9 protein-coding genes are annotated in these 14,509 nt (G+C 74.9%); 7 read left to right on the top strand and 2 right to left on the bottom strand.

Translation table 11 applies throughout. The annotated features are described in order from the left end of the window. The first annotated feature begins 140 nt into the window (after positions 1 to 140). Positions 141 to 2,777, top strand: coding sequence for a ComEC/Rec2 family competence protein (locus tag FB457_RS12765; RefSeq protein WP_145781985.1), 2,637 nt, complete (start codon positions 141 to 143; stop codon positions 2,775 to 2,777). Between the two features lie 163 nt (positions 2,778 to 2,940). Further along, positions 2,941 to 3,825 carry a YceI family protein gene (locus FB457_RS12760; RefSeq protein ID WP_078898220.1) on the top strand — a complete coding sequence of 295 codons (885 nt, stop codon included), beginning with the start codon at positions 2,941 to 2,943 and terminating at the stop codon, positions 3,823 to 3,825. Positions 3,826 to 3,856: 31 nt separating this feature from the next. On the opposite strand, the gene FB457_RS12755 is transcribed toward FB457_RS12760, so the two are convergent. Next, a complete protein-coding gene (locus tag FB457_RS12755; RefSeq protein ID WP_145781905.1) occupies positions 3,857 to 4,126 on the bottom strand; it encodes a hypothetical protein in 270 nt (89 codons plus the stop codon). 59 nt (positions 4,127 to 4,185) lie between these two features. On the opposite strand from FB457_RS12755, the gene holA reads away from it, so the two are divergent. Next, positions 4,186 to 5,199, top strand: coding sequence for a DNA polymerase III subunit delta (gene holA, locus FB457_RS12750; RefSeq protein WP_047015753.1), 1,014 nt, complete (start codon positions 4,186 to 4,188; stop codon positions 5,197 to 5,199). A 262-nt stretch (positions 5,200 to 5,461) separates the two neighbouring features. Here the strand turns inward: holA and rpsT are convergent, their stop codons facing one another. Further along, positions 5,462 to 5,728 (bottom strand): 30S ribosomal protein S20, encoded by a 267-nt coding sequence (rpsT, locus tag FB457_RS12745; protein WP_027770079.1) that lies wholly within the window; start codon positions 5,726 to 5,728, stop codon positions 5,462 to 5,464. Between the two features lie 192 nt (positions 5,729 to 5,920). Here rpsT and lepA point away from each other — a divergent pair, with 192 nt between their 5' ends. From lepA to hemW, 4 genes are all read left to right on the top strand, one after another. Further along, entirely contained in the window at positions 5,921 to 7,786 is a 1,866-nt protein-coding gene (lepA, locus tag FB457_RS12740) for a translation elongation factor 4 (RefSeq protein ID WP_047015752.1), read from the top strand. 180 nt (positions 7,787 to 7,966) lie between these two features. Then, entirely contained in the window at positions 7,967 to 9,871 is a 1,905-nt protein-coding gene (locus FB457_RS12735; RefSeq protein ID WP_047015751.1) for an AMP-dependent synthetase/ligase, read from the top strand. Positions 9,872 to 10,822: 951 nt separating this feature from the next. After that, positions 10,823 to 12,838, top strand: coding sequence for a SpoIIE family protein phosphatase (locus FB457_RS12730; RefSeq protein ID WP_486589025.1), 2,016 nt, complete (start codon positions 10,823 to 10,825; stop codon positions 12,836 to 12,838). Between the two features lie 76 nt (positions 12,839 to 12,914). Then, positions 12,915 to 14,135, top strand: a complete 1,221-nt coding sequence (gene hemW / locus FB457_RS12725; protein WP_047015750.1) for a radical SAM family heme chaperone HemW — start codon at positions 12,915 to 12,917, stop codon at positions 14,133 to 14,135. The last annotated feature ends 374 nt before the right edge of the window (positions 14,136 to 14,509 follow it).

Raw genomic sequence — 14,509 nt, 5'->3', positions numbered from 1 at the left:
CCTCGACCACGGCCACCGCCGCGCCTGGCCGGTCCCCGGCACCCCGGGGCCGGCTACCCGGCTCGCGACGGGCGGACGGTACGGCGGGCCAGGCCCCCGCGGCGGAGGGGCCGGTCGATCTGCGGCTTGTGCCGCCCGCGCTGGCCGCCTGGGCGGCGGCAGCGCTGGCGCTGGGCCGGGAGGGCGCGGCGGTGCCGGTGGCGTGCGGGCTGGCAACGGCCGCCGCGCTGGCGCTGCTTGCCGCCGCCGGCCTCCGCGGGAGGTGGCACGGGCCGCGCCCGGAACGCGGCGCCGCCACCGTCCGCCCGGTCGCCGCCGCGCGGTCGCGGGTGCTGGCGGCCGGGGCGGCGGCGCTGCTCTGCGGTGCGGCGGGGGCGGGCGTTGCGGCGCTGCACGGTGCCGACCTCCACCGGGGGCCGCTGCCCGCGGTCGCCGAACGGTACGGGCAGGCCACCGTCGAGATGGAGGTGACCTCCGACCCCCGGCTGACCCGCCCGCAGGCCCGCGGCCCGGCCGCCGCCCCCGCCGCCGTACTCCTCAGGGCCGAAGCCCGCCACGTCACCACCCGCCCCACGGACACGCCCCAGGCGTCGCCGAAGAGCCCCGCACCACAGACCGCCGCCGGCCCGCCGACCGCCCTTCCCGCACCGCAAGCCGCCGATCCGGAGGCGACCACCTCCACCGATCGGACGCCGACTCCCCCCGCCACAACGGCCGTCGACGCACCCCCCGAAGCCGCCGACCCGGCTCCCACTCCACCCCCCACCGCCCCGCAGACCATCCGCGTGCGGACACCCGTGCTGGTCCTCGTGCAGCCCCGTGACGCCGCCGCGCGGCAAGCGTGGCTGGGGCTTCTGCCCTCGACCCGGGTGCGGGTCGACGCGCGGGTTTCGCCGGACTCCGGGGGCGGCCGGGCCGTGGGGGCCGTGCTGCGGGCCGCCGGGGACGGGCCGCCGGACGTCGTGGGCGGGCCCAGCGCCGCGCAGCGCGCCGCGGGCGCGCTGCGGGGCGGGCTGCGCGAGGCCACCGACGGGCTCACCGCCGACGCCCGCGCGCTGCTGCCCGGGCTCGTCGTCGGCGACACCTCCCGCATCCCCGCCGAGCTCCAGGACGCCTTCCACGCCACCGACCTCACTCACCTCCTCGCCGTCAGCGGAGCCAACTTCACGATCCTGCTCGCCCTGCTCATCGGACCGCCCCACCTCGCCGCGCGTGCCGAGCGCCGCGGGCTCGCGCCGCGGCTCGGCATTCCGCTGCGCGTGACCGCGCTCCTCGGCGGGCTCCTCACCCTCGGCTTCGTCGTCGTCTGCCGCCCCGAGCCCAGCGTCCTGCGGGCGGCGGTCTGCGGGCTCCTCACCCTGCTCGCCCTCGGCACCGGCCGCCGCCGCTCCCTGCTGCCCGCCCTCGCCGCCGCCGTCCTGCTGCTCGTCCTCTACGACCCGTGGCTCGCCCGCGAGTACGGCTTCCTCCTCTCCGTCCTGGCCACGGCCGCGCTGCTCACCCTCGCGCCCCGCTGGAGCGCGGCGCTGCGCGCCCGCCGGGTGCCGCCGCGGCTCGCCGAGGCGCTGGCGGCGGCCGGGGCCGCGCAGGCGGTGTGCGCGCCGGTCGTCGCCGTGCTCGCGGCGCGGGTCAGCCTGGTCGCGATTCCGTGCAACCTGCTCGCCGAGTTCGCCGTCGCGCCCGCCACCGTCCTGGGGTTCGCGGCGCTCGCCGTCGCCCTGCCCGCGATGCCCGTCGCCGAGGTGCTGGCGACGCCCGCGGGCTGGGCGGCGGAGTGGATCGCCGCCGTCGCCAGGACCGGGGCGGCGCTGCCCGGCGCCACGTACGGCTGGCCGGGCGGGTGGTACGGCGGGCTGGCCCTGGCCGCCGCGACTCCTCCCCTCCTGCTCGGCTTCCGCCGCCTGGCCCGCCGCCGGTGGCTCTGCACCGCCTGCGCCCTCCTCGTGCTGCTCGCCGTCCTCCGCCCCGTCCCCCTCACCCGGGTCCTCACCGGCTGGCCGCCCGCCGGCTGGCGCCTCGTGGCCTGCGACGTCGGCCAGGGCGACGCGCTCGCGCTGGCCGCGGGCGACGGGGACGCGGTCGTCGTGGACGCCGGACCCGACCCCGCGCTGGTCGACCGCTGCCTGCGCGACCTCGGCGTCCGCCGCATCCCGCTCGTCGTCCTCACCCACTTCCACGACGACCACGTCGCCGGTCTGGCCGGCGTGCTGCGGGGCCGGGCCGTGGGCGCCGTCCAGGTCGGCGGCCTGGACGAACCCCCGGGCCAGGCGGCCGCCGTGCGCCGTACGGCCGCCGCCGCGGGCGTGCCGGTGGTCCGCGCGCGTCCGGGGGAGCGGCGCCGGGTGGGCGGGCTGTCGTGGCAGGTGGTGTGGCCGGCGGCGGGCGCACCGCCCCCGGCCGAGCCGAACGACGCCAGCGTCACCCTCCTCGTGGAGACGGCCGGTCTCACCGTGCTCCTCCCCGGGGACCTGGAGCCGCCCGCCCAGCGCGCGTTGCTCGCCGCCGCCCCCCGGCTGCCCCGCCTCGATGCGCTGAAGGTCCCGCATCACGGCTCGGCGTACCAGGACCACGAGCTGCTACGGCGCCTCAGACCCCGCTTCGCCCTCGTCAGCGCGGGCGCCGGCAATCCGTACGGCCATCCCTCGCCCCGTACCGTCGCCGCCCTGCGCGCCCAGGGCGCCGCGGTGCTCCGCACCGACCTGCACGGCCCGCTCGCCCTCACCGCGGAAGGAGACGGAGAGGACCGCACCCCCGCCGCCACCGTCGGCGGCAGCTAGCCGGGCCGGAAACGGATCCGAACGGCCCGCTGAACTCCGGCACTTGACCCAAGCCCGCCCCAGCCATCACAACCCGGCGGTGAACCCCCGGTTTGCATAGAAAGCAGAACCAGTGCTCGAATGAGTGCCCGAGCCACTGAAATTCCACGGGGGTGGATGCTTCATGATCGGTCGTCTTCGGCGCAGATCCCCGGCCACGGCAACCCGGCGCGGCGCCGGTCTGGTCGGCGTGCGGGTCCCTGCACACGCGGGGGTGCTGAGCTGCCGCGTGCTCGACCCCGTCGACCAGCCGCTGCCGCAGGCGGAGATCGTGCTCGCCGACGCCGCCGGGCGCAAGGTCGTCAGCGGCGAGAGCGACCCGTTCGGCACCTTCGTCGTCGCGGTCCCGGCCGGGAGCTACCGGCTCTCGATCAACGCCGAGGGCTTCACCCCGTACCGCGGCGAGATCGAAGTCGCGGAAGGCGCCCACAACTCCCTCGGCGACCTCGCCCTCGGCCCCTCCCCGCTGCCGCAGCTCCCGCCGCCCGGCGACTGGGAGATCGACCCGGCGCACACCACCATCGCCTTCGTCGCGCAGCACATCGGCATGGCGCGCGTACGCGGCCGGTTCAACGCCTTCAACGGCGCCCTGCGCATCGGCCGGCGCATGGAGGACTCGGCCATGCGCGTCGCCATTGAGGCGGCCAGCATCGACACCAACATCAAGATGCGCGACGACCACCTGCGCTCCCCGGACTTCCTCGACGTCGAGCGCTACCCGGCGATCGAGTTCGCCGGCGACCGCTTCCTCCACCGCGGCGGTGCCCGCTGGGCCGTCACCGGCGCGCTCTCCATCCACGGCGTCAGCCGCACCGTCACGCTCGACACCCGCTACCTCGGCACCGGTTACGGCATGGAGGGCGAACTGCGCGCCGCCTGCCGGGCGACCGCCGAACTGCACCGCGAGGACTTCACCCTCACCTGGCAGCACATGCTCGCCCGCGGCATCGCCGTCGTCGGCTCCAGCATCCAGATCGAACTGGACATACAGGTGGTGGCGGCAGGCTGACGCCACGGGCCCGCGCCGCGCGCCCGGCCGGTCAGCCGGCCGGGTCGTCCGGCACGGTCGCGGAGCCCTCCAGCCAGCCGTCGTACGACTCGGCCAGCTCCTCCAGACCCGCCGCCGCCTCCTCCCGCGCGTCCTCGACGACGACGAGCCACTGCGCGTCCTCCGCGTCGTCCTCGCCGGCCAGGGCGTCGCGGATCAGTTGCGGCTCCCCGGCCAGGCCGAAGCGCTCCACGGCCAGCCCGGCCACCTCCTCCGCGGCGTCGCGGTCGGGCAGCACGAGTACGTAGGTCAGGTCGCTCACGCGGCCATTGTGCCCGCGGCCGCGGGCGGTGTCGTACCGGCGTGGGATGCTGTACGGCGATGGCAGCGACGACGCGGAACCCCAGGACCAGCAAGGGCGGCAGCGCCGGCGGCGACCCGCTCACCCCCGTCACGCTCGCCGTGGGCCAGGAGGACCTGCTGGTCGACCGCGCGGTGCAGGAGGTCGTGGCCGCCGCCCGCGCCGCCGACCCCGACACCGACGTGCGCGAGCTCACCCACGACGCCCTCCAGCCCGGCACGCTCGCCGAGCTGACCAGCCCGTCGCTCTTCGCCGAGCGCAAGGTCGTGGTGGTGCGGGGCGCGCAGGACCTCGCCGCCGATGCGGTGAAGGACGTCAAGGCGTACGTGGCCGCACCCGCCCCCGAGATCACCCTGGTGCTGGCGCACGCCGGCGGCGCCAAGGGCAAGGGCCTGCTGGACGCGGCGCGCAAGGCCGGCGCCCGCGAGGTCGACTGCGCGAAGGTGACCCGTCCCGCGGACCGGCTGGCGTTCGTGAAGGCGGAGTTCCGGGCCGCGGGCCGCACCGCGACGCCGTCGGCCTGCCAGGCGCTGGTCGACGCGATCGGCTCCGACCTGCGGGAGATGGCCGGCGCCTGCGCGCAGCTCGCGGCCGACGTGGAGGGCACGATCGACGACGCGGTCGTCGCGCGCTACTACACGGGCCGGGCCGAGACCTCCGGCTTCGAGGTGGCCGACCGGGCGGTCGAGGGCCGTACGGCCGAGGCCCTGGAGGCGCTCCGCTGGGCGCTGGGCACGGGCGTGGCCCCGGTCCTGCTCACCAGCGCCCTCGCCCAGGGGGTCCGCTCCATCGGCCGCCTCGCCTCGGCCCCCCGCGGCATGCGCCCCGCCGACCTGGCCCGCGAGCTGGGCATGCCGCCGTGGAAGGTGGACCGCGTCCGCCAGCAGATGCGCGGCTGGACCGCGGACGGCGTGGCGACGGCGCTCCGCGCGGTGGCCCAGGCGGACGCGGACGTCAAGGGCGGCTCGGACGACCCGGGCTACGCCCTGGAGAAAGCCGTGGTCACGATCAGCACAGCCGCCCGCCCCCGCTGACCTGGCACCTACAGGTCCGGGAGCCACCGAGGAACGACCGGGGCGACCGGTTCGCCTCCGTGGCCCGGGCTCGACGCGCCCATGCGCGAGGCCCCGCCGTGGCCCTGGGGAGGGGCCGGGACGGGGCCTTGCGGAGTTGCTGTGCGCCGCACCCGCGTGGCGAACGCAGGCCGCGTGCGGCGTGGTGTTCTCGGTGCCCGACCGGAGCGGAGTGAGAGGGCTCGCGGCTGCCGGCCGGGGGTGGGCCCCTGAGGGCCCGGGGTCAGGACTGGAGGGCCTGGACGCGCTTGGCCAGGGCGGCCTTCTTGTTCGCCGCCTGGTTGCGGTGGATGACGCCCTTGCTGACCGCCTTGTCCAGCTTGCGGGCGGCGGCGCGCTGCGCCTCCACGGCCTTCTCGGCGTCCCCCGCCTCGACGGCCTCGCGGGTACGGCGGATCGCGGTGCGCAGTTCGGACTTCACGGCCTTGTTGCGCAGCCGGGCCTTCTCGTTGGTCTTGATCCGCTTGATCTGGGACTTGATGTTCGCCACGTAGCTGCCTCTTGAGAGATGTTCGTCGATCGTCCTGTGGGACCTGAACTGCCGGACCTCACCGGGTCCAGGCACAGTGGCTCAGGCTACCAGCAGCCAGGACAACCGCCCAAACCGCTCCCGGCCCCGCGCGCATGGGACCATGGGGGCGACGAGTGCAGACACGCCCCTCCCTCCCGACAGGACCCCTAGGTGCCCGCGACCGAAACCACCGTGCCGCAGCCCAGCCGTACCGAGCCCGCGCTGATCCGCAATTTCTGCATCATCGCGCACATCGACCACGGCAAGTCGACGCTGGCCGACCGGATGCTCCAGATCACCGGAGTCGTCGACAAGCGCCAGATGCGCGAGCAGTACCTCGACCGTATGGACATCGAGCGCGAGCGCGGCATCACGATCAAGTCCCAGGCCGTACGCATGCCGTGGTCGCCCTCCGGGGGCGAGAGCAGCGGCCGGGCGCACATCCTCAACATGATCGACACCCCGGGGCACGTCGACTTCACGTACGAGGTCTCCCGCTCGCTCGCCGCCTGCGAGGGCTGCGTGCTGCTGGTGGACGCCGCGCAGGGCATCGAGGCGCAGACCCTCGCGAACCTCTACCTCGCGATGGAGAACGACCTCACGATCATCCCGGTGCTGAACAAGATCGACCTGCCCGCCGCGCAGCCGGAGAAGTTCGCCGCCGAGCTGGCCGGGCTCATCGGCTGCGACCCCTCCGACGTGCTGCGCGTCTCGGCGAAGACCGGGGAGGGCGTCGAGGCGCTGCTCGACGAGGTGGTCCGGCAGGTGCCCGCGCCGGTGGGGGTGAAGGACGCCCCCGCCCGCGCGATGATCTTCGACTCCGTATACGACTCGTACCGCGGCGTCGTGACGTACGTGAAGGTCGTCGACGGCACGCTCGGCAAGCGCGAGCGGATCAAGATGATGTCGACCGGCGCCCAGCACGAGCTGCTGGAGATCGGCACGAACTCGCCCGAGATGACCCCGGCCGACGGCCTCTCCGTCGGCGAGGTCGGCTATCTGATCACGGGCGTCAAGGACGTCCGCCAGTCCAAGGTCGGCGACACCGTCACCCGGCTCAGCAAGGGCGCCACCGAGCCGCTCGGCGGCTACAAGGACCCCAAGCCCATGGTGTTCTCCGGGCTCTACCCGGTCGACGGCTCCGACTATCCCGAGCTGCGCGACGCCCTCGACAAGCTCCAGCTCAACGACGCCGCGCTGGTCTACGAGCCGGAGACCTCGGCGGCGCTCGGCTTCGGCTTCCGCGTCGGCTTCCTCGGCCTGCTGCACCTGGAGGTGATCAGGGAGCGGCTGGAGCGCGAGTTCAACCTCGACCTGATCGCCACCGCGCCCAACGTGATCTACCGCGTCGTGCTGGAGGACCGCACCGAGCACGTCGTCACCAACCCCAGCGAGTTCCCTGTCGGCAAGATCGAGGAGGTCTACGAGCCGGTCGTACGGGCGACGATCCTCACCCCCAGCGAGTACATCGGCTCGGTCATGGAGCTGTGCCAGAACCGCCGCGGCACGCTGCTCGGCATGGACTACCTCTCCGAGGAGCGCGTCGAGATCCGCTACACGCTCCCGCTCGCCGAGGTCGTCTTCGACTTCTTCGACCAGCTCAAGTCGAAGACCCGCGGCTACGCCTCCCTCGACTACGAGCCCACGGGCGAGCAGAGCAGCCAGCTCGTCAAGGTCGACATCCTGCTGCACGGCGACAAGGTCGACGCCTTCTCCGCGATCACGCACAAGGACAAGGCGTACGCCTACGGCGTCCGGCTCGTCGCCAAGCTGAAGGAGCTGATCCCGCGGCAGGCGTTCGAGGTGCCCGTACAGGCGGCCATCGGCTCCCGGGTCATCGCCCGCGAGACCATCCGCGCCATCCGCAAGGACGTCCTCGCCAAGTGCTACGGCGGTGACATCTCCCGGAAGCGGAAGCTGCTGGAGAAGCAGAAGGAAGGCAAGAAGCGGATGAAGATGGTCGGCAACGTGGAGGTGCCGCAGGAAGCCTTCATCGCGGTCCTCTCCTCGGACGAGGACGGCAAGGCGAAGAAGTAGCGGCGGCCGCCCCGGGCGGCGCGAAGCGGAATCATACGGACCGGGCCGGGCGCGGGGATCCCCGCCCGGCCCGGCTTCGAGACCTATCCGAGCCTTGCAGACCCTTACGCCGTTCGATGTCACCCTCTAATCTGCTGGTTACTCGCCAGTTACCAGCGAAGAGCAGGGCCGGAGGATGCAGTGACCGAGACCGAAACCCAGACGAAGCTGGACAGCCGCCCGCCGTCCGTCGCCACGCTCTTCCTTGACCGCGTCGAGTCCACCCCCGACCGGGAGGCGTTCCAGTACCCGGTGCCCGCGGCCACGGCCGGCGAGGGCGACGAGTGGCGGTCGCTGACCTGGGCGCAGTCCGCCGAGCGGGTCTTCGCCATCGCCGCCGGGCTGCTCGACCTCGGCCTGCAGCCCGAGGAGCGGGTCGCGCTCGCCTGCAACACCCGACTGGAGTGGATCCTCACCGACCTCGGCATCCTCTGCGCCGGCGGCGCCAACACGACGGTCTACCCGAGCACCAACGCCGAGGAGACCGCGTACATCCTCGCCGACTCCGGCAGCCGCGTGCTCGTCGCCGAGGACGCCGCCCAGCTCGCCAAGGCGCGCGAGATGCGCGCGGGGCTGCCGGACCTGGCGCACGTCGTCGTGGTGGAGGCCGAAGGCACTGGAGAGGAGCTCGCCGCCGAGGGCGACCCGGACGGCTGGGTGCTCTCCCTCGCCGAGCTGGAGCGGCGCGGCGCCGACTATCTGGAGAAGCACCCCGAGGCGGTACGGGAGCACATCCGGGCCCTCCGCCCCGAGCAGCTCGCCACCCTCATCTACACCTCCGGCACCACGGGCCGTCCCAAGGGCGTGCGGCTGGCCCACGACGCCTGGTCGTACATGGGCTACGCGATCGAGGGCATCGAGCTGGTCATGCCGGAGGACACCCAGTACCTCTGGCTGCCGCTCGCGCACGTCTTCGGCAAGGTGCTCACCGCCGGGCACATCAAGGTCGGGCACGTGATGGCCGTCGACGGCCGGATCGACAAGATCATCGAGAACCTGCCGGTCGTCCGGCCCACCCAGATGTGCGGCGTCCCGCGGATCTTCGAGAAGGTCTACAACGGCGTGGCCGCCAAGGCGAAGGCCGGCGGCGGCGCCAAGTACAAGATCTTCCTGTGGGCCGCCGAGGTCGCCCGCGAGTACGCGCGCGTCACCCAGGACAACCACCGCCGCACCGGCAAGCGCACCGCGCCCGTCGGCCTGGCGGCCAAGCACGCCCTCGCGGACAAGCTGGTCTACGGCAAGTTCCGCGCCGCCTTCGGCGGCCGGATGCGCGGCATGGTCTCCGGATCCGCCGCCCTCGCCCCCGAGATCGGCTACTTCTTCGACGGCGCCGGCGTCCCCATCCTGGAGGGCTACGGGCTCACCGAGTCCGCCGCCGCCAGCTTCTGCAACCGCCTGGAGACCTACCGCACCGGCACCGTCGGCAAGCCGCTGCCCGGCTGCGAGGTGCGGATCGCCGACGACGGCGAGATCCTGCTGCGCGGCCCCGGCATCATGCAGGGCTACCACGGCCTGCCGGAGAAGACCGCCGAGGTGCTGGAGGACGACGGCTGGTTCCACACCGGCGACATCGGCGAGCTGTCCGACGACGGCTTCCTCCGCATCACCGACCGCAAGAAGGACCTGATCAAGACGTCCGGCGGCAAGTACATCGCGCCGAGCGAGGTCGAGGGCCAGTTCAAGGCCGTCTGCCCGTACGTCGGCTCGATCCTCGTCATCGGTGCCGACCGCAACTTCTGCACCGCGCTGATCTCCCTCGACGAGGTGGCGCTCACCGGCTGGGCGAAGGAGAACGGTCTGGCGGACAGGTCGTACGCCGAGCTGGTCGCCTCCCCGGAGGCCCGGGAGCTGGTCGACGGGTACGTGCAGCAGCTCAACGAGCGGCTGCAGCGCTGGCAGATGATCAGGAAGTTCCGGATCCTGCCGCGGGACCTCGACGTCGAGCACGGGGAGCTGACGCCGAGCCTGAAGCTGAAGCGTCCCGTGGTGGAGAAGGAGTACGCGGACCTCATCGAGGACATGTACGCGGGTGCCAGGGAAGCCTGAGCCCTGGCTGTTTTTCGACGCGCCCCCGGGGCCGGAAGTGCCGTGCGGCGATGGCCGCTTGCGGCCGGTCCGCGGGGGGCGCGTCCGTTGCCGTACACGGGGGCTGGAAGGGTGTTCAGGGGTGTGCGGGCGGCGGGTGCGTCGCCGGTCGCGCCCCTCGAACGTGTGACGTACGCGATCCCGTTGACGGTGGCCGCGGGCCCCGCGGCAGGGCGGTGAGAGGGCCGCTCCCGGGGGTGCGGAGGTCTCGTACGCACGCGTGTCCACCGCGGTGAGCTGTGTCTTCGCCGTGACGGACGGTGCGGCGGTGCTCCGCCGGCGGCCCGTGGGAAGGGCCGGGCGGGGGTGGCCGGAGGGGGTAGTCCGGGGGGTGTGGCGGGGGTCGGATGGGCCATATCCGGTCACCAGTTGTGTCACTTGGTGCATCTGGGCGAGCTCAGTCTGTCACCCTGGTACGTGGGGAACGCCCGTATGCCGGGATTGGGCCGGGAGAGGACAGTGGGGACGACCTTCGCAGTGCAGGCCGTACGTCGATCCACCGTGGTGTCGGTCGTGCGAAGAGAGCCCGCGGAGCAGGACGGCGGAGCCGGCGGAGGCGGCACGGAAGGTGCCGACGACGCGGACGGTACGGACGGTGCGGACGACGTGCCGGCATCCGGCGGGGAGACACGCGGCGGCGGCGCCCGCGGAGCGCACCGTACGGCCGCCCGGGGCGACGCGGACGGCGAGGCCGCGGACGACGGCGGTGACGGCGGCGGGGACGGCTCGGGGGAAGACGGCGCAGACGCAGGGGCGGACGGCTCCGCGGGCACCCGCGCGCAGGGTCCCCCGGACGGGAGCACAGACGACGGGATCGAGGGGCCGGCGGAAAGCCCCGCCGAGGGTGCGGCCGCGGACGCCGCCCCCGGCCCGCAGGGCGTGACCGACGTCGCCCTGGCCCTCGCCGCCGGAATGCCCGCGGCCGCGGCGGCCCGCCGGTTCGTACGCGAACTGCTCGCCGGCCGCGCCGGGCCCGAGGTCGACGACGCCGAACTGCTCACCAGCGAGCTGGTCACGAACGCCGTGGTGCACGCCGGCACCGACGTACGGGTCCGCTGCCGGCTCGTCACCGAGGACGCCACCGCCGCCGGTCTCGCGCGCGACGGCGCCGCAGGCGGCGGCCCGGCCGCGGAGCCGACGCTGCTGGTGGAGGTCACCGACGGGCATGCGGCCCGGGTGATGCCGCTGCCGGCCCCCGAGGAGTCGTACGGCTACGGGCTGCAGCTCGTCGCCGCGCTCGCCGACGCCTGGGGCGTGGAGCACCGGCGCAGCGAGAAGACCGTCTGGTTCCGGATGGGCCCGCTGCGCGAGGTCGCGGACGAGCCGGCCGGCGGCCCGGCCGCCGCGGCACCCCGCCGGGAGACGGGCGCGGCGCACGCCGAGGGGGGCGCGCACGGCACGGGCGCGGTACCCGACGACGCGGCCCACGGCCGGGGCGTACCGCACCACGCGGACGGCTCCGGCGGCGACACCGTCCGCGGCGCGCACGACCTCGCCGACGACGACCCCGCCGACCCGCATGCGGACCCGCACACCGACCCGTACGCCGCACACTCCGCCGCGTTCCGCCTGCCCAGCCAGGCCACCGCGCACACCCCGCGCAGCGCCACCGACCCCGAGCTGCGCGGCGGCGGCCCCTGGGCCGGCGTCGGCGCCTTCTCGTTCCTCGCCGAGACCTCCGACATGCTCGCCGGGCAGTTCGACGAGGACATGGTCGCCTCGCTGGCCACCCAGCTCCTCGTCCCCCGGCTCGCCGACTGGAGCGCCGTCTGGCTCGAAGGCGCCGACGGCGCCGAACCCCGCCTCGCGCAGGTCTGGCACGCCGCCGAGGAGCGGATCTCCCCGCTCCGCCGCGCCCTGGAGCAGTGCCCGCTGCCGCCGCCCGACGCCCGTCCCGTACCGGTCGCGTGGCCCGGCGGCAGCGGCGGCGTCGCCCGCGGCCCCGGAGACGCCGGCTCCGGGCTCGGCGGCCCCGCGCTGGCCTGCCCGCTGGTCGCCGGCGGCCGGCGCGTCGGCACGCTGCTCTTCGGCCGCGCCGGCGTCGCCCGGATCGACGGCGACGTCGTCGCCGTCGTCACGGACTTCGCGCGCCGCGTCGCGCACGCCGTCTCCGCCGCCCGCCAGTACACGCGCCAGGTGACCATCAGCGAGGTGCTCCAGCGCGGCCTGCTGCCCAGCGGCATCGCGGAGATGCCGGCCATGGACACGGCCGTCGTCTACGAGCCGGCCGAGGGCGCCGCCGCGGGCGGCGACTTCTACGACCTCTTCCCCAGCGGCAGCGACCGCTGGTGCTTCGCCCTCGGCGACGTCTGCGGCCAGGGCCCGGAGGCGGCGGTCGTCACGGGCCTGGCGCGCCCGGTGCTGCGGCTGCTGGCGCGCGAGGGCTACGGCGTCGCCGACGTGCTCGCCGGCCTGAACCGCACGCTCGTGGAGCACGCCTTCGAGGCCGTCGAGGCGGCCACGGCGTTCGGGCTGCCGCCGGAGCAGGCGCGGTTCCTGTCCCTGCTGTACGGGGAGCTGGTGCCGTACGAGCACGGCGGCGGCGGCGTCCGCTGCACCGTGGCCAGCGCCGGCCACCCGCTGCCGCTGCTGCTGCGCAGCGACGGCGGGGTGCGGGCGGCGGCGGACGCGCAGTTGCTGCTGGGGGTGCTGGACGACGCGGAGTACTACAGCCAGTCGTTCGACCTGGAGCCAGGCGACACGCTGCTGTGCGTGACCGACGGCGTGACGGAGCGGCGGTACGGGGACCGGCTCTTCGACGACGGGGACGGGCTGGCGGAGGCCCTGTCGTGCTGTACGGGGCTGGGCGCGGCGGCGGTGGCGGAGCGGATCAGGACGGCGGTGCACGACTTCGCGCCGGCGCCGCCGCGGGACGACCTGGCGATGATGGTGCTCCAGGCGCGGGGGACGGAGCCGGGCGGGTACTGAGCCGGGGGCGGGGCTGCGCGGAGGGCCGCGTACCGGGAGTCCGGGCCTTGCCGGCGGGCAGGGGACAATGGGGCGTATGCCCTCCGTACTGCCCGATGGCGAGCCCGCGCCCGAGGACGGGACCCTGCCCGCCGAGGCGCTGGCCGGGGCCGCCGGCCGCCCCCTCGGCTTCTACGCCCACGTCCCGTACTGCGCCACGCGCTGCGGCTACTGCGACTTCAACACGTACACCGCCTCCGAACTGCGCGGCACCTCGCGCGACGACTACGCCGCCACCTTCGCCGAGGAGGTCCGCCTGGCCCGCAAGGTGCTCGGCGACGATCCGCGCGAGGTCGAGACGGTGTTCTTCGGCGGCGGTACGCCCACGCTGCTGCCGGCGGCCGACCTGGGGCGGATGCTGGCGGCGATCCGCTCGGAGTTCGGCCTGGCGGCGGACGCGGAGGTGACGACGGAGGCCAATCCGGAGTCGGTCGATCCGGCGTATCTGGCGGAGCTGCGGGAGGCCGGGTTCAACCGGATCTCGTTCGGGATGCAGAGCGCGCGGGAGCACGTGCTGCGGGTGCTGGACCGTACGCACACGCCGGGGCGCCCGGAGGCGTGTGTGGCGGAGGCGCGGGCGGCGGGGTTCGCGCACGTGAACCTGGACCTGATCTACGGCACGCCGGGGGAGACGGACGACGACTGGCGGGCGTCGCTGGCGGCGGCGCTGGCGGCGGGTCCTGACCACGTCTCGGCGTACGCGCTGATCGTGGAGGAGGGCACGCAACTGGCGCGGCGGATCCGGCGGGGCGAGGTGCCGCCGACGGACGACGACGTACACGCGGACAGGTACCTGATCGCGGAGGAGGTGCTGTCGGCGGCGGGGATGGAGTGGTACGAGGTCTCGAACTGGGCGGTGCCGGGGGAAGGCGCGCGCTGCCGGCACAACGAGCTGTACTGGACGGGCGCGGACTGGTGGGGCGCGGGCCCGGGGGCGCACAGCCACGTGGGCGGAGTGCGGTGGTGGAACGTCAAGCACCCGGGGCCGTACGCGTCCGCGCTGGCGGCGGGCCGGTCGCCGGCGGCGGGCCGGGAGGTGCTGACGGAGGAGGACCGCAGGGTGGAACGGATCCTGCTGGAACTGCGGCTGTCGGCGGGCTGCCCGGCGTCGCTGCTGCGCCCGGCGGGGGCGGAGGCGGCGTCGCGGGCGGTAGGGGACGGCCTCCTGGAGCGCGGTCCTTACGAGGAAGGGCGTTTGGTGCTGACGCTGCGGGGGCGGCTGCTGGCGGACGGGGTGGTCCGGGACCTGGTGGACTGAGGCGAGTGTTCCCCGACCCCGCCCCTTCCCGAAACCGGGGGCTCCGCCCCCGGGCCCCCGCCGCTTGGGGCTCCGCCCCCGGACCCCGGGCGATGCTCCGCCCGGCCCTCCGCCTGGGCTGCGCCCCGGCCCTCCACCTGGGCTGCGCCCCGGCCCTCCACCTGGGCTGCGCCCCGGCCCTCCACCTGGGCTGCGCCCCGCCCCCCACCTGGGCTGCGCCCCGCCCCCCACCTGGGCTGCGCCCCGAACCGCGCGGGGGTTGGGCGCCGGACGTGGGGAACTGCCTCTCATGCCGCCCCGGGCTGCGCCCCGGCTCCCCGTACCCATGACCCCCTCACGCCCGCCCAAGGGTATGCGGGTGCTCTGACACCGCT

It is taken from the genome of Streptomyces sp. CNZ287 (genome assembly GCF_007827615.1).
This window is presented reverse-complemented; position numbering and strand designations above follow the sequence as displayed.

Coding starts and splice junctions, on each gene's coding strand:
- FB457_RS12760 (WP_078898220.1), top strand. CDS start 2,941: ATGATCGGTCGTCTTCGGCGCAGATCCCCGGCCACGGCAACCCGGCGC.
- FB457_RS12730 (WP_486589025.1), top strand. CDS start 10,823: ATGCCCGCGGCCGCGGCGGCCCGCCGGTTCGTACGCGAACTGCTCGCC.
- holA (WP_047015753.1), top strand. CDS start 4,186: ATGGCAGCGACGACGCGGAACCCCAGGACCAGCAAGGGCGGCAGCGCC.
- hemW (WP_047015750.1), top strand. CDS start 12,915: ATGCCCTCCGTACTGCCCGATGGCGAGCCCGCGCCCGAGGACGGGACC.